Source organism: Pseudomonas sp. C1C7, assembly GCF_013359595.1.
GTDB lineage: Bacteria > Pseudomonadota > Gammaproteobacteria > Pseudomonadales > Pseudomonadaceae > Aquipseudomonas.
On sequence record NZ_JABFMP010000003.1, the window covers coordinates 173073 to 188509 of the forward strand.

Annotated in this window: 13 protein-coding genes; 8 read left to right on the forward strand and 5 right to left on the reverse strand. The window is 59.4% G+C overall.

Annotated elements, in window-relative coordinates; genetic code table 11:
* The first annotated feature begins 268 nt into the window (after positions 1-268).
* From dnaA to gyrB, 4 genes are read left to right on the forward strand one after another with little or no spacing between them, the layout of a single operon-like run.
* Positions 269-1792 (forward strand): chromosomal replication initiator protein DnaA, encoded by a 1524-nt coding sequence (dnaA, locus tag HNO86_RS03825; protein WP_175375695.1) that lies wholly within the window; start codon positions 269-271, stop codon positions 1790-1792.
* Between the two features lie 38 nt (positions 1793-1830).
* Positions 1831-2934 carry a DNA polymerase III subunit beta gene (dnaN, locus tag HNO86_RS03830; protein ID WP_175375696.1) on the forward strand — a complete coding sequence of 368 codons (1104 nt, stop codon included), beginning with the start codon at positions 1831-1833 and terminating at the stop codon, positions 2932-2934.
* Between the two features lie 20 nt (positions 2935-2954).
* Positions 2955-4058 (forward strand): DNA replication/repair protein RecF, encoded by a 1104-nt coding sequence (gene recF, locus HNO86_RS03835; RefSeq protein WP_175375697.1) that lies wholly within the window; start codon positions 2955-2957, stop codon positions 4056-4058.
* Between the two features lie 5 nt (positions 4059-4063).
* The gene (gene gyrB, locus HNO86_RS03840) at positions 4064-6481 is read left to right on the forward strand and encodes a DNA topoisomerase (ATP-hydrolyzing) subunit B (protein WP_175375698.1); all 2418 of its coding nucleotides are present in this window, start codon (positions 4064-4066) and stop codon (positions 6479-6481) included.
* A 75-nt stretch (positions 6482-6556) separates the two neighbouring features.
* Here the strand turns inward: gyrB and HNO86_RS03845 are convergent, their stop codons facing one another.
* A complete protein-coding gene (locus HNO86_RS03845) occupies positions 6557-7276 on the reverse strand; it encodes a response regulator transcription factor (RefSeq protein ID WP_175375699.1) in 720 nt (239 codons plus the stop codon).
* Between the two features lie 137 nt (positions 7277-7413).
* Between HNO86_RS03845 and HNO86_RS03850 the strand changes: the two genes are divergently transcribed.
* Positions 7414-8976 (forward strand): HAMP domain-containing sensor histidine kinase, encoded by a 1563-nt coding sequence (locus HNO86_RS03850; RefSeq protein ID WP_256672543.1) that lies wholly within the window; start codon positions 7414-7416, stop codon positions 8974-8976.
* A 180-nt stretch (positions 8977-9156) separates the two neighbouring features.
* Here the strand turns inward: HNO86_RS03850 and HNO86_RS03855 are convergent, their stop codons facing one another.
* The 4 genes from HNO86_RS03855 to glyQ form a co-directional block, all read right to left on the reverse strand.
* Positions 9157-9936, reverse strand: a complete 780-nt coding sequence (locus HNO86_RS03855) for a 1-acyl-sn-glycerol-3-phosphate acyltransferase (protein WP_175375700.1) — start codon at positions 9934-9936, stop codon at positions 9157-9159.
* Between the two features lie 78 nt (positions 9937-10014).
* Positions 10015-10548 (reverse strand): D-glycero-beta-D-manno-heptose 1,7-bisphosphate 7-phosphatase, encoded by a 534-nt coding sequence (gene gmhB, locus HNO86_RS03860; RefSeq protein ID WP_175375701.1) that lies wholly within the window; start codon positions 10546-10548, stop codon positions 10015-10017.
* A 6-nt stretch (positions 10549-10554) separates the two neighbouring features.
* Positions 10555-12609: a glycine--tRNA ligase subunit beta gene (gene glyS, locus HNO86_RS03865; protein ID WP_175375702.1), complete on the reverse strand. Its 2055-nt coding sequence runs from the start codon at positions 12607-12609 to the stop codon at positions 10555-10557.
* On the reverse strand, positions 12606-13559 hold the full coding sequence (gene glyQ / locus HNO86_RS03870; RefSeq protein WP_110967948.1) for a glycine--tRNA ligase subunit alpha: 954 nt from the start codon (positions 13557-13559) through the stop codon (positions 12606-12608). Before glyQ ends, glyS begins: the two co-directional genes overlap by 4 nt.
* Before the next feature lie 81 nt (positions 13560-13640).
* On the opposite strand from glyQ, the gene tag reads away from it, so the two are divergent.
* From tag to HNO86_RS03885, 3 genes are all read left to right on the forward strand, one after another.
* On the forward strand, positions 13641-14198 hold the full coding sequence (gene tag / locus HNO86_RS03875) for a DNA-3-methyladenine glycosylase I (protein WP_175375703.1): 558 nt from the start codon (positions 13641-13643) through the stop codon (positions 14196-14198).
* Positions 14199-14238: 40 nt separating this feature from the next.
* Entirely contained in the window at positions 14239-15126 is an 888-nt protein-coding gene (locus HNO86_RS03880) for a lysophospholipid acyltransferase (protein WP_175375704.1), read from the forward strand.
* A 71-nt stretch (positions 15127-15197) separates the two neighbouring features.
* Positions 15198-15437 (forward strand): PilZ domain-containing protein, encoded by a 240-nt coding sequence (locus HNO86_RS03885; RefSeq protein ID WP_175375705.1) that lies wholly within the window; start codon positions 15198-15200, stop codon positions 15435-15437.

Genomic DNA, 15437 nt, shown 5'->3' on the forward strand with positions numbered 1-15437 from the left:
CAGCCTGTGCTGCACTGTCGGAAAACCTGTGTGTGAAAGGCCGGTTTATCCACAGGCGATTTATCCACTGAGTTTCACCCCCAGTTGTGCAATGATTTCAGTGTGGGTTATCCACAGAGCTTATGCACAGACCATTGGTCGTCTTTTTGGCGTATAAAGCGTTGATTCTTCTTGGCCGATCACCCACCTTCGTGTGGATAAGTCTGCGTCTGCTCGTTACAATGGCCGCTTGTTTTTGCCTCACCGGCTTTCAACTTAGGGGATGTCCGTGTCAGTGGAACTTTGGCAGCAGTGCGTGGAGCTTCTGCGCGATGAGCTGCCTGCCCAACAATTCAACACTTGGATCCGTCCACTACAGGTCGAAGCCGAAGGCGACGAGTTGCGCGTGTATGCGCCCAACCGGTTTGTCCTGGACTGGGTCAACGAAAAGTATCTGGGCCGTGTCCTGGAATTGCTCGACGAACATGGCAACGGTTCGACGCCTGCGCTTTCCTTATTAATAGGAAGCAAACGCAGCTCGGCTCCACGTGCCGCGCCGAATGCCCCGCTGGCCGCCGCTGCCGTTGCAGCCCAGGCTCAAGCGGCTTCGGCTCCTGCCGCTCCAGCGCCAGTCGCCCCACCGGCCAAGCGTGCCACGCAAAAGGTTGCCGAGGTCATTGAAGAAGAAGAGCCTTCGCGGGAAAGCTTCGATCCAATGGCTGGCGCCAGCTCGCAACAAGCTCCGGTTCGTGCCGAACAACGCACCGTCCAGGTTGAAGGTGCGCTCAAGCACACCAGCTACCTGAACCGCACCTTTACCTTCGAGAACTTCGTTGAGGGCAAGTCCAACCAACTGGCCCGGGCGGCTGCGTGGCAGGTGGCGGACAATCCCAAGCACGGCTACAACCCGCTCTTCCTTTATGGCGGCGTAGGCTTGGGTAAGACGCACTTGATGCACGCTGTGGGTAACCACCTGTTAAAGAAGAACCCGAATGCCAAGGTTGTGTACCTGCATTCCGAGCGCTTCGTGGCGGACATGGTCAAGGCGTTGCAACTGAACGCCATCAACGAGTTCAAGCGTTTCTATCGTTCCGTGGATGCCCTGCTGATCGACGACATTCAGTTCTTCGCCCGCAAGGAACGTTCCCAGGAAGAGTTTTTCCACACCTTCAACGCCCTGCTTGAAGGTGGCCAGCAGGTCATTCTCACCAGTGACCGCTATCCGAAAGAAATCGAAGGCCTGGAAGAACGCCTCAAATCACGTTTCGGCTGGGGCCTGACGGTTGCCGTCGAGCCGCCGGAGCTGGAAACCCGTGTCGCGATTCTGATGAAGAAGGCTGATCAGGCCAAAGTCGAGTTGCCCCACGACGCGGCGTTCTTCATTGCCCAGCGCATTCGCTCCAACGTCCGTGAACTGGAAGGCGCACTCAAACGTGTGATCGCCCACTCGCACTTCATGGGCCGCGATATCACCATCGAGCTGATTCGCGAATCCCTCAAGGATCTGTTGGCGCTGCAAGACAAGCTGGTCTCTGTGGATAACATTCAGCGTACCGTCGCCGAGTACTACAAGATCAAGATCTCCGACTTGCTGTCCAAACGCCGGTCGCGTTCGGTCGCCCGTCCCCGTCAGGTCGCCATGGCGTTGTCCAAGGAACTGACCAACCACAGCTTGCCGGAAATCGGCGATGTGTTCGGCGGACGTGACCACACCACCGTGTTGCACGCCTGCCGCAAGATCAACGAACTCAAGGAATCCGACGCGGATATCCGCGAGGACTACAAGAACCTGCTGCGTACATTGACCACTTGATGACACCAGCGCAGCTTATTAAGGCAAGGGACTAGACCATGCATTTCACCATTCAACGCGAAGCCCTGTTGAAACCCCTGCAACTGGTCGCAGGTGTCGTCGAGCGCCGCCAGACCTTGCCGGTGCTCTCCAACGTGCTGCTGGTTGTCGAAGGCCAGCAACTGTCGCTGACCGGTACTGACCTGGAAGTCGAGCTGGTCGGTCGTGTTCAGCTCGAAGAGCCTGCAGAATCCGGTTCGATCACCGTGCCTGCGCGCAAGCTGATGGACATCTGCAAAAGCTTGCCCAACGATGCGCTGATCGACATCAAGGTCGACGAGCAGAAGCTGGTCGTGAAGGCCGGTCGCAGCCGTTTCACCCTGTCGACCCTGCCTTCCGATGACTTCCCGACTGTGGAAGAAGGCCCGGGTTCGCTGACCTGCAGCCTGGAGCAAAGCAAACTGCGTCGCCTGATCGAACGCACCAGCTTCGCCATGGCCCAGCAGGACGTGCGCTACTACCTCAACGGCATGCTGCTGGAAGTGTCCGCTGGCGTGATTCGCGCCGTGGCCACCGACGGTCACCGTCTGGCGATGTGCTCCATGCAGGCCGATATCGGTCAGCCGGATCGCCACCAGGTCATCGTGCCGCGCAAAGGTATCCTTGAACTGGCCCGTTTGCTGACCGAGCCGGAAGGCATCGTCAGCATCGTTCTGGGTCAGCACCACATTCGCGCCACCACCGGTGAGTTCACCTTCACCTCCAAACTGGTCGACGGCAAATTCCCGGATTACGAGCGTGTGCTGCCTAAGGGCGGTGACAAGCTGGTACTGGGTGATCGTCAGGCGCTGCGTGAAGCCTTCAGCCGTACCGCGATTCTGTCCAACGAGAAGTACCGCGGCATCCGTCTGCAACTGGCCAATGGTCAGCTGAAGATCCAGGCGAACAACCCGGAGCAGGAAGAAGCGGAAGAAGAAGTGGGCGTTGAGTACAACGGCGGCTCCCTGGAAATCGGCTTCAACGTGAGCTACCTGCTCGACGTGCTGGGCGTGATGACCACCGAGCAGGTTCGCCTGATTCTGTCCGACTCCAACAGCAGTGCGCTGGTGCAAGAGTCCGACAACGACGATTCGGCTTACGTTGTCATGCCGATGCGTCTGTGATCGCACTCAGCAGAAGCTAGATGTCCTTAAGTCGCGTCTCGGTCACCGCGGTGCGCAATCTGCACCCGGTGACCTTCTCCCCCTCTCCCCGAATCAACATTCTTTACGGCGCCAACGGCAGCGGCAAAACCAGTGTTCTGGAAGCCATTCACCTGCTGGGGCTTGCCCGTTCGTTTCGCAGCACCCGCCTGTTACCGGTCATTCAATACGAACAGTTGGCGTGTACGGTTTTCGGCCAAGTGGAGTTGGCTGAAGGTGGACACAGCGCACTGGGGATTTCCCGGGATCGCCAGGGGGAATTCCAGATCCGCATTGATGGGCAGAACGCTCGCAGCGCAGCGCAACTGGCGGAAATGTTGCCGCTGCAGTTGATCAACCCCGACAGTTTCCGCTTGCTCGAAGGCGCACCGAAGATTCGCCGACAGTTTCTCGACTGGGGAGTGTTCCACGTGGAACCTCGCTTCATGTCAACCTGGCAGCGGCTGCAGAAGGCGTTGCGCCAGAGAAACTCCTGGCTGCGGCATGGTACACTTGACGCCGTTTCGCAAGCGGTTTGGGACAGGGAACTGTGCCAGGCCAGCGCTGAAATCGATGAATACCGCCGCGCTTACATCAAAGCCTTGAAACCAGTCTTTGAACAAACTTTGAGCGAATTGGTTGAGCTTGAGGGCTTAACGCTCAGCTATTACCGAGGTTGGGATAAAGACCGTGAATTGAGCGAAGTGCTCGCCGGCGCCCTTCACCGGGACCAGCAAATGGGTCATACCCAGGCCGGACCACAACGTGCAGATTTGCGCCTCAGATTGGGCGCTCACAATGCTGCGGACATCTTGTCCCGTGGACAGCAGAAGTTGGTGGTGTGTGCATTGCGGATTGCCCAGGGGCATCTGGTTAGCCAGGCCCGACGCGGTCAGTGTATTTATCTGGTGGATGACTTGCCGTCCGAGCTGGACGAGCACCACCGTCGCGCGCTTTGCCGCTTGCTGGAAGACTTACGCTGCCAGGTATTTATCACCTGTGTAGATCACGAATTACTGAGGGAAGGCTGGCAGACGGAAACGCCAGTCGCTCTGTTCCACGTGGAACAGGGTCGTATCACCCAGACCCACGACCATCGGGAGTGAAGGCATTGAGCGAAGAAAATACGTACGACTCAACGAGCATTAAAGTGCTGAAAGGCCTGGATGCCGTACGCAAACGTCCCGGTATGTACATTGGCGACACCGATGATGGTAGCGGCCTGCACCACATGGTGTTCGAGGTGGTCGACAACTCGATCGACGAAGCACTCGCCGGCTATTGCGACGACATCAGCATCATCATTCACCCGGATGAATCCATCACCGTTCGCGACAACGGCCGTGGCATCCCGGTAGACGTGCATAAAGAGGAAGGCGTTTCTGCCGCCGAGGTCATCATGACCGTCCTCCACGCTGGCGGTAAGTTCGACGACAACTCCTACAAGGTATCCGGCGGTCTGCACGGCGTAGGTGTTTCGGTAGTGAACGCCCTGTCCGAAGAGCTGGTCCTCACCGTTCGCCGTAGCGGCAAGATCTGGGAACAGACTTACGTTCACGGTGTTCCACAGGCGCCTATGGCCATCGTTGGCGACAGCGAAACCACCGGTACCCAGATTCACTTCAAGGCTTCCAAGGAAACCTTCAAGAACATTCACTTCAGCTGGGACATCCTGGCCAAGCGCATTCGTGAACTGTCCTTCCTCAACTCCGGCGTCGGCATCGTTCTCAAAGATGAGCGCACTGGCAAGGAAGAGCTGTTCAAGTACGAAGGCGGCCTGCGTGCATTCGTTGAATACCTGAACACCAACAAGACTGCGGTCAACCAGGTGTTCCACTTCAACATCCAGCGTGAAGACGGCATCGGCGTGGAAATCGCCCTGCAGTGGAACGACAGCTTCAACGAGAACCTGTTGTGCTTCACCAACAACATTCCTCAGCGTGATGGCGGCACCCACCTGGTGGGCTTCCGTTCCGCACTGACGCGCAACCTGAACAACTACATCGAGCAGGAAGGCCTGGCCAAGAAGCACAAGGTTGCGACCACCGGCGACGATGCCCGCGAAGGCCTGACCGCGATCATCTCGGTGAAGGTGCCGGATCCGAAGTTCAGCTCCCAGACCAAAGACAAGCTGGTGTCTTCCGAAGTGAAGACCGCGGTCGAACAGGAAATGGGCAAGTACTTCTCGGACTTCCTGCTGGAAAACCCGAACGAAGCCAAGCTGGTTGTCGGCAAGATGATCGACGCCGCCCGTGCCCGTGAAGCGGCGCGCAAGGCACGTGAGATGACCCGCCGCAAAGGCGCGCTGGATATCGCCGGCCTGCCGGGCAAACTGGCTGACTGCCAGGAAAAAGACCCTGCCCTGTCCGAACTGTACCTCGTGGAAGGTGACTCTGCTGGCGGCTCCGCCAAGCAGGGACGCAACCGCCGCACCCAGGCGATCCTGCCTCTGAAGGGCAAGATCCTGAACGTCGAGAAAGCACGCTTCGACAAGATGATCTCTTCCCAGGAAGTGGGCACGCTGATCACTGCGCTGGGCTGCGGTATCGGTCGCGAAGAGTACAACATCGACAAGCTGCGTTATCACAACATCATCATCATGACCGATGCTGACGTCGACGGTTCGCACATCCGTACCCTGCTGCTGACCTTCTTCTTCCGTCAGTTGCCGGAGCTGATCGAGCGCGGCTACATCTACATCGCCCAGCCGCCGCTGTACAAGGTCAAGAAAGGCAAGCAAGAGCAATACATCAAAGACGACGACGCCATGGAAGAGTACATGACGCAGTCGGCCCTTGAAGATGCGAGCCTGCACCTGAACGAAGACGCCCCGGGCATTTCCGGTGAGGCGCTGGAGCGTCTGGTGAACGACTTCCGCATGGTGATGAAGACCCTCAAGCGTCTGTCGCGCCTGTACCCGCAGGAGCTGACCGAACACTTCATCTACCTGCCGGCCGTGAGCCTGGAAAAGCTCGGCGACCACGCAGCGATGCAAGACTGGCTGGCCCAGTACGAAACTCGCCTGCGCGGCGTAGAGAAGTCCGGCCTGGTCTACAAAGCCAGCCTGCGTGAAGACCGTGAGCGTGGCGTATGGCTGCCGGAAGTCGAACTGACCTCCCACGGCCTGTCCAGCTACGTCACCTTCAACCGCGACTTCTTCGGCAGCAACGACTACAAGACCGTCGTTTCCCTGGGCGCACAACTGAGCACCCTGCTGGATGAAGGTGCCTACGTACAGCGTGGCGAGCGCAGAAAATCGGTCACCGAGTTCAAGGAAGCCCTGGACTGGCTGATGGCTGAAAGCACCAAGCGTCACACCATTCAGCGATACAAAGGTCTGGGCGAAATGAACCCGGATCAGCTATGGGAAACCACAATGGATCCAAGCGTACGCCGGATGCTCAAAGTGACCATCGAAGACGCCATCGGCGCCGACCAGATCTTCAACACCCTGATGGGTGATGCGGTCGAACCTCGCCGTGACTTCATCGAAAGCAATGCCTTGGCGGTTTCCAACCTGGACTTCTGATTCGGCGGTACAGGTAACGCTCAATTGAAAAGCCCGCGCAAGCGGGCTTTTCTTTTGCCTTCAACAATTCGCGACTCACGAAGTCACAGCCGTCACACTCTCCAACCGATACCCATACCCATAGATAGTCAGCAACTGCCAACCCCGATCTGCGGTCAATCCCAGTTTGTTTCTCAATCGATAGATGTGAGTATCCAGCGGCCGGGAGGAGTCCATTTCTTCATGGGTCCAAAAGCGTTGATAGAGGTATTCCCGTGACAATGGCCGCCCGAGATTGGTGAACAGACAGCGCGCCAGGCGGTATTCGCGTTCGGTCAGGACGATGGGCTTGCCGGCGCGTTTGATGGTCAGGTCGGCGTCGTCGAACACCAGGTCATTGAAGCTCAGGACTTCGTTTGCCGCGGTGCGCTGCTGGCTGCGTCGACGCAGTACGGCGGTGACGCGGGCTTTGAGTTCGTTGGGGCGAAAGGGTTTGCTGACGTAGTCATCGGCACCGGCATTCAACGCCTGGACGATGTCGCTCTCGGTATCGCGGCTGGTGAGCATGATGGCCGCTGGTGGGGCGTCCATGTGTTCGCGGGTCCACTGCAGCAGCGCGATGCCGCTGAGGTCTGGCAGTTGCCAGTCGAGGATGAGCAGGTCGTAGGTTTCCCTGCGCAACTGACGCAGCAGGTCCTCTCCCCTCTCAAAGCTGTGCAGGGCCCAGGCGTCTTCGCCCGGTTCGGTCATCTGATGGAGCGTCTGTTCCACCCGGCGCAATTCAGCCGGTTCATCGTCGAGCACTGCGATACGCATGGGCGGTGATTCCTTGGCTCTGAAAACACTCCACAATGAGAGGACGATAGCTTCTCGAGTGGCGGAGTGAAAGTAAGAAGCACGCCGCTGGTCGACGTCCGCTATGATTTCAGTCATCCATCCAGACCTGTGCCCCCATGAACGATTTCTCTCGCGACCGGGTATTCAAGATGAAAGAGCGTCGTCGGGAAAGCCGGGAGCCGACCCAAGTCCAGCGGCTGTTCAGGAAAATGGTCCGTGAATGGCTGTGGATAAGCGTGGTGCTGTTGCCGCTGACTGCCCTGCTGTCTTATCGCACGCAGATGAACCTGCACGATGCCACGCCAGCCTTCGGCGCTTTTCTCTCCTTCGGCCTGCTGATCTCGGTTTTGGGATTGCTGCTGTGGTTACCTCGGCTGGCGCTCTGGGTGACGTTGGCGGGCATGGGCTGTGCGTTTCTCACCAGTGCCGGCTTGGCGGAGCAGCGCTACTGGTGGTCACCGACCCCCAGCGTTCTGGGCATGTTGTTCGGCTATCTGATCTGGAACTGGCGGCGCCTGAGTGTGGTGCTGACCTATTTCGGCTGGGAGCTGGCGCGACTCGACAGCGAACCGAAAATCTTTCCCGAGCGCCGTCGCTCGCACTTCCCCACCGGCGACCGCCTGCGTGGCCAGGTCATCGCACTGGAACAAGCCATCAGCCGCACGCGAGATGCCCGGCGTTTCATCGCCGATGGCCTGGAGTATCTGCCCGTCGCCACGCTGATCAGCGACCCCAAGGGACGAATCCTGCTGGGCAACCGCAAGGCTCGCGCCTTGTTCAGCGCTGAACTGGTGGGCGATGACGTACTCGAGCAATTGAAGCAATTGGGCTACCCGGCATTGGCTCAAAGCACGCCTGCGCTGTTGTCCGAGTTACCGATGCTGGAATTCCGCGATATCAAGGAGCGCAGTCTGCGCCTGGAGCGTGCGCCGCTGCTGCCTGTGGGCGGTGAAACGCCGGTCGGTTGGCTGCTGAGCCTGACTGACCTGAGTGTCGAGCGCGAAGCGGAGGAACAGCGCAGCGTGATGCTGCGGTTCCTGTCCCACGACCTGCGAGCGCCCCACTCGGCCATCCTTGCCCTGCTCGATGTGCATCGGCATCAGGTTGGTGGCGATGCGCAATTGTTCGACCAGATCGAATTACAGGTGCGTCGGGCACTGAACCTGACTGACGGCTTCGTCCAGTTGGCCAAGGCTGAATCCGAAGCCTATGCGTTTCAGCCGAGCCTTTTTGCCATGGTGGTTCTGGATGTGTTCGACCAGGCCTTGCCCATTGCCCAGCAGAAAGAGATCGAACTGGACCAGCAGATCGACGAGCACGCCCAGGAAAGCCTGATCATGGCCGATCAGGCGCTGCTGACCCGGGCGATGTTCAACCTGCTGGAGAACGCCATCAAGTACAGCGCCAGCGGAACGCGTGTGAGCCTGCAGGTCAGCCGCAGTGACGGCTGGCTCACCTGCGAACTGATCGATCAGGGCAAGGGCATTGCCACCCAGGAGTTGCCGGATCTGTTCAGCCAGTACCGGCGGTTTTCCTCGGCCCAAGGGATTGATGGCGTGGGTCTGGGACTGTCGATGGTCAAGGCCGTGGTGGATCGTCATGGGGGCCGGATCGACTGCCGTAGCGTACTCGGCGAAGGTACTTGCTTCAGTCTGCAGTTCCCTTTGTATGAAGAGTGAAACAGCCTGTTCGCGGGCATAAAAAAACCGGCTATATCAGCCGGTTTTTTTGCGCCCGAAAAAAACTTATTCACGTTTTTCCAGGTTTTAGAGCTTTAAAAAATATCTAAATAAATCATGTGTTTAGAAGCGAAATTGGAAACCTGTCAATAAATTGGTACACAGGTTATCCACAGAAACTCAGACGGCCACCTGATCACTAGCGGTCGGCGCCTGCGGAGCCGGTGGCAGAGAGCCCATTTCCCGCTGGGTTTGCTCGTTCCAGGCCTGCACCCGATCGTTCAGATCGGCGATGGCGCGAGGTCCGCTGCCCTCGGCATACATCGGTGCGCCGATGACCACGGTAATCACACCCTGTTTCTTGGCCCAACCGGTTTTGGGCCAGAACTTGCCGGCGTTGTGGGCGACGGGCAATACGGGCAGTTCTGCATTCACCGCCAGCGCAGAACCGCTGCGCGAGAATTTGCCAACGGTGCCGTAAGGAACGCGGGTGCCTTCCGGGAAAATCAGTACCCAGACGTTGTCCTTGAGCAGCTCGTCGCCCTTGGAGGCGACTTGCTTGAGCGCGGCTTTCGGGTTGTCACGATCGATGGCGATCGGTCGCAGCATGGCCATCGCCCAGCCGAAGAACGGAACGTACAGCAACTCGCGCTTGAGCACCTGGCTCAACGGCGAAAAGTAGGCCGACAGGAAGAACGTTTCCCAGGTGCTCTGGTGATTCGACACGATCACGCAGGGCCGCTCCGGCACGTTCTCTGCGCCCTTGATTTCGTAATGGATGCCGAGAAACACCTTGCTCAACCACAAGGCGCAGCGACACCAGTAAACGTTGATGAAGCGATAGCGCGCCTTGAACGGCAGAAAGGGCGCGATAAAAAAGCTAAGGCTGCACCACAGCAGGGAGCTGGTGCCCAGCAGCAGGTAAAAGAGGAAGATTCTGATGGCCTGCAGTATCGACATGGCGACGTTTACCGTTACGGGCATTGCCCGACTGAAAGCGCACTCCCGAACATTCCTTGTCAGGATGTCGAAAGCGCTTTAATTGAGGATAAGTTCTGCGGCAATCGCCGCCAGATCGTCGAAAATCAAGGTGCCCACCGGTAGGGTCTTGCCCAAAGTCTTTTCGCCTTTCCCGGTCTTTACCAAAACTGGCTGAGAATCGACGGCTTTGGCGGCTTCCAGGTCACCGATACTATCGCCGACGAACCAGAGATTGGTCAGCGATACGTTGTAATGTGCGGCGATGTTTTTCAACATCCCGGGTTTTGGCTTGCGGCAATCGCAACCATCGTCCGGCCCGTGCGGGCAGTAGACGATCAGCCCGACCTCGCCACCCTGCTCTGCCACCAGCGAGCGCAAGCGCTCGTGCATGGCATCCAGGGTCGCGATGTCGTAATAGCCGCGAGCGATGCCCGACTGGTTGGTAGCGACTGCTACCGTCCAGCCGGCCTTGCTCAACTGCGCGATGGCTTCGATCGAACCGGGAAGTGGAATCCACTCCTCCACCGATTTGATGTAAGCGTCGGAGTCGTAATTGATCACTCCGTCCCGATCGAGAATCAGCAGTTTCAAACAGTCTTACCCCAGCAACGAAATGTCGGCGACGCCGAGGAACAGGCCACGCAGGCGCGCCAGCAAGGCATAACGGTTGGCGCGGACATTGGCATCTTCCGCGTTGACCATCACGGCTTCGAAGAACGCATCCACCGGCTCGCGCAGGGCAGCCAGGCGAGCCAGGGACTCGCTGTACTGACGCGAAGCGGCCATCGGCTGAACCGCCTGGTCCGCCTGCTGGATCGCCGAGTACAGGGAGAACTCATTGGCGTTGTCGAAGTACTTGGCTTCCACCACGGTCGGTACGGAGCCTTCGACCTTGCTCAGCAGGTTCGATACGCGCTTGTTCACGGCGGCCAGTGCAGCGGCTTCCGGCAACTTGCGGAACGCTTGCACCGCTTGAACACGCTGGTCGAAGTCCAGGGCAGAACCTGGCTTCAGGGCGCGAACCGACAGGTAGGTCGCAACGTCGACGCCTTCGTCTTCGTAGCGCGCACGCAGGCGATCGAAGATGAACTCCAGCACCGCCTCGTTCAGACCGGCCGCCTTGACCTTGGCACCGAACGCATTCACGGCGAAGGCCACGGCGTCGTTCAGGTCCAGATCCAGTTGTTTCTCGATCAGGATGCGCAGCACGCCCAGTGCGGCACGGCGTAGGGCATACGGGTCCTTGCTGCCGGTTGGCAGCATGCCGATGCCGAAGATGCCCACCAGGGTATCGAGCTTGTCGGCGATGGCCACGGCCGCACCGGTCAGGGTGCTCGGCAGTTCAGCGCCGGCACCGCGCGGCATGTACTGCTCGTTCAGGGCCAGAGCGACGTCTTCCGGCTCGCCGTCGTTGAGGGCGTAGTAGTAGCCGGCGACACCTTGCATCTCCGGGAACTCGCCGACCATTTCGGTCGCCAGGTCGCATTTGGACAGCAGGCCGGCACGCGCGGCCCACGAAGCGTTGCCGCCGATGCGCGCGGCGATATAAGCCGCGAGCTTGGAAACGCGCTCGGCCTTGTCGTACACGCTGCCAAGTTTTTCCTGGAACACCACGTTCTGCAGGCGCTGGTTGAAGTCTTCCAGTTTCTGCTTCTTGTCCTGCTTGAAGAAGAACTCGGCGTCGGTCAGACGTGGGCGAACCACTTTCTCGTTACCGGCGATGATCTGCTGCGGGTCCTTGCTCTCGATGTTGGCCACGGTAATGAAACGAGGCAGCAACTTGCCGTCGACATCCAGCAGGCAGAAGTACTTCTGGTTGTCCTGCATGGTGGTGATCAGGGCTTCTTGTGGCACATCGAGGAAGCGCTCTTCGAACGAGCACACCAGCGGCACAGGCCACTCGACCAGCGCGGTCACTTCATCGAGCAAATCCTGCGGCACGATGGCGGTGCCTTCCTGGCGGGTGGCCAGTTCTTCGGTGCGCTTGCTGATGATGTCGCGACGCTCGTTGGCGTCGGCCAGCACGTAGGCGGCACGCAGGTCGGCCAGGTAGCTGGACGGCGAACCGATGCGCACGGTTTCCGGGTGGTGGAAACGGTGACCGCGGGAGTCACGGCCGGCCTTCTGGGCGAGGATGGTGCAGTCGATGACCTGGTCACCGAGCAGCATCACCAACCATTGGGTCGGACGAACGAACTCTTCCTTGCGCGCGCCCCAGCGCATGCGCTTTGGAATCGGCAGGTCGTTGAGGGAGTCTTCGACGATGGTCGGCAGCAGGCTGGCGGTCGGCTTGCCGGCGATGCTCTGGCTGTAGCGCAGTTTCGGGCCGCTCTGGTCGATTTCGCTCAGCTCGACGCCGCACTTCTTGGCAAAGCCCAGTGCCGCCTGGGTCGGATTGCCTTCGGCATCGAAGGCGGCCTGGCGTGGCGGGCCGTCCAGGTTGATGCTGCGATCCGGCTGCTGGGTGGCCAGCGCGGTGATCAGCACGGCCAGACGACGCGGCGCGGCGTAGACGGTTTTGGTCTCGTAGTTCAGGCCGGCGGCTTGCAGGCCCTTGTCGATACCGGCAAGGAACGCCTCGGCCAGGGTGTTCAGGGCTTTGGGTGGCAGTTCTTCAGTGCCCAGTTCAACCAGAAAATCCAGAGCACTCATTGTGCAGCCTCCAGCTTGGCCAGTACTTCGTCACGCAGGTCCGGGGTCGCCATCGGGAAGCCCAGCTTGGCGCGCGCCAGCAGGTAGGCTTGCGCAACGGAACGCGCCAGGGTGCGAACACGCAGGATGTATTGCTGACGCGCAGTCACGGAAATCGCCCGGCGCGCATCCAGCAGGTTGAAGGTATGGGAAGCCTTCAACACCATTTCGTAGCTCGGCAAAGGCAGCGGCTCATCGAGCTCGATCAGGCGCTTGGCTTCGCTTTCATAGAAGTCGAACAGTTCGAACAGCTTCTCGACGTTGGCGTGTTCGAAGTTGTAGGTCGACTGTTCCACTTCGTTCTGGTGGAACACGTCGCCGTAGGTCACCTTGCCGAACGGGCCGTCGGCCCAGACCAGGTCGTAGACCGAGTCCACGCCCTGCAGGTACATGGCCAGACGCTCCAGGCCGTAAGTGATCTCGCCGGTCACCGGGTAGCATTCGATGCCGCCCGCTTGCTGGAAGTAAGTGAACTGCGTCACTTCCATGCCGTTGAGCCAGACTTCCCAGCCCAGACCCCAGGCGCCGAGGGTCGGCGATTCCCAGTTGTCTTCGACGAAGCGGATGTCATGCACCAGTGGGTCCAGGCCCACGTGTTTGAGGGAGCCCAGGTACAGTTCCTGGAAATTGTCCGGGTTCGGCTTCAGGACCACCTGGAACTGGTAGTAGTGCTGCAGACGGTTCGGGTTTTCGCCGTAGCGGCCGTCAGTCGGGCGGCGGCTTGGCTGCACGTAGGCGGCGTTCCAGGTTTCCGGGCCGATGGCGCGCAGGAATGTAGCGGTGTGGAAAGTGCCGGCGCCTACTTCCATATCGTAGGGCTGAAGTACCACACAACCTTGCTCGGCCCAGTATTGCTGCAGGGCGAGGATCAAGTCTTGGAAGGTACGCACGGCTGGCGTAGGCTGGCTCACGAAATTCACCTGTTTCTTGGGCTGCGATTTAAAGAGCGGGAGTATACCCGATTCATTGCTGCGCACGCCCCCTGGAGCCTTATGCCACGCTGCTTTTGGTGTTCCGAAGATCCGCTGTACATGGCTTATCACGATCAGGAGTGGGGCACGCCGCTACGCGATGCGCAGGGTTTGTTCGAGTTGCTTTTGCTCGAAGGGTTCCAGGCCGGGCTCTCCTGGATCACCGTGTTGCGCAAACGCGAGCATTATCGCCAGGTGATGTTCGGCTTCGATGTGCAGCGCGTGGCGCAGATGAGCGACGCGGAAATCGATGAATTGATGCTCGATCCGGGCATCATCCGCAATCGCCTCAAGCTCAATGCGGCCCGGCGCAATGCCCAGGCCTGGATGGCGCTGGAGGACCCGGTGGCGTTTCTCTGGTCCTTCGTCGGCGGTGTACCGAAGATCAATCACTTCAAGGATCGCAGCGAAGTGCCGGCCGTCACGCCCGAGGCGGTGGACATGAGCAAGGGCCTGAAAAAGGCCGGCTTCACTTTCGTCGGGCCGACCATTTGCTACGCGTTGATGCAGGCCTCGGGCATGGTCATGGACCACACGCAGGATTGCGACCGCTACGCGATGCTGGCGAACGGCGGTTAGAATAGCCGCCTCGCGCACAGCACAAGATCAGGAGTGACCTGTGGATAAGTTTAAAGGCGCCTTGCTGGTAGGCGCTCTGCGGCTGTTTGCCCTGCTTCCGTGGCGGGCAGTGCAGGCCGTTGGCTCGGCCATTGGCTGGGTGATGTGGAAAACCCCCAATCGTTCGCGCGATGTGGTGCGGATCAACCTCGCCAAGTGCTTTCCGGACATGGACCCCGCCGAACGCGAGCGCCTGGTCGGCCAGAGCCTGAAAGACATCGGCAAGTCCCTGACCGAAAGCGCCTGCGCCTGGATCTGGCCGGCTCAGCGCTCCATCGATCTGGTGCGCGAAGTCCAAGGCCTCGACGTATTGAAGGATGCCCTCGCCTCGGGCAAAGGCGTCGTCGGCATCACCAGCCACCTGGGCAACTGGGAAGTGCTCAACCACTTCTATTGCAGCCAGTGCAAACCGATCATTTTCTACCGTCCGCCCAAGCTCAAGGCTGTGGATGAATTGCTGCAGAAGCAGCGGGTGCAATTGGGCAACAAGGTGGCAGCCTCCACCAAGGAAGGCATCCTCAGCGTCATCAAGGAAGTGCGCAAAGGTGGTGCAGTGGGGATTCCCGCTGACCCGGAACCGGCCGAGTCCGCCGGGATCTTCGTGCCGTTCTTCGCCACCCAGGCCCTGACCAGCAAGTTCGTGCCGAACATGCTCGCAGGCCACAAGGCGGTCGGCGTGTTCCTGCATGCCCTGCGCCTGCCGGACGGTTCGGGCTACAAAGTGATCCTGGAAGCGGCGCCCGAGGCCATGTACAGCACCGACACCGCCACCTCCTGCGCGGCCATGAGCCAGGTGGTCGAGCGTTATGTGCGGGCGTATCCGAGCCAGTACATGTGGAGTATGAAGCGTTTCAAGAAGCGTCCTCCGGGAGAGGAGCGCTGGTACTGAGTCGATTGGCATGATCTGTGGATAATTCCTTTGCGGGGTTATCCACAACCGTTCATTGAAGGGCGCAATAGATGTCCGAACAACGCAAATCCTTTCGCATCAAGATCAGTCACGAGAGCTTTGGCGAATGCCTGGGCCAGACACGCAATCTTTCGACCACCGGGGTCTACGTCAAGCATCCGGCCCTGGCGGCATTGCCCAGAGGCGCTGTGGTTTACGGGCAGGTCCAGGACTTACCCACAGGCGCACCGAAGGTGAAGATGGAGGTGGTGCAGGTGGATGCCGAGGGGATTGGCCTGCGTTATCTCTAA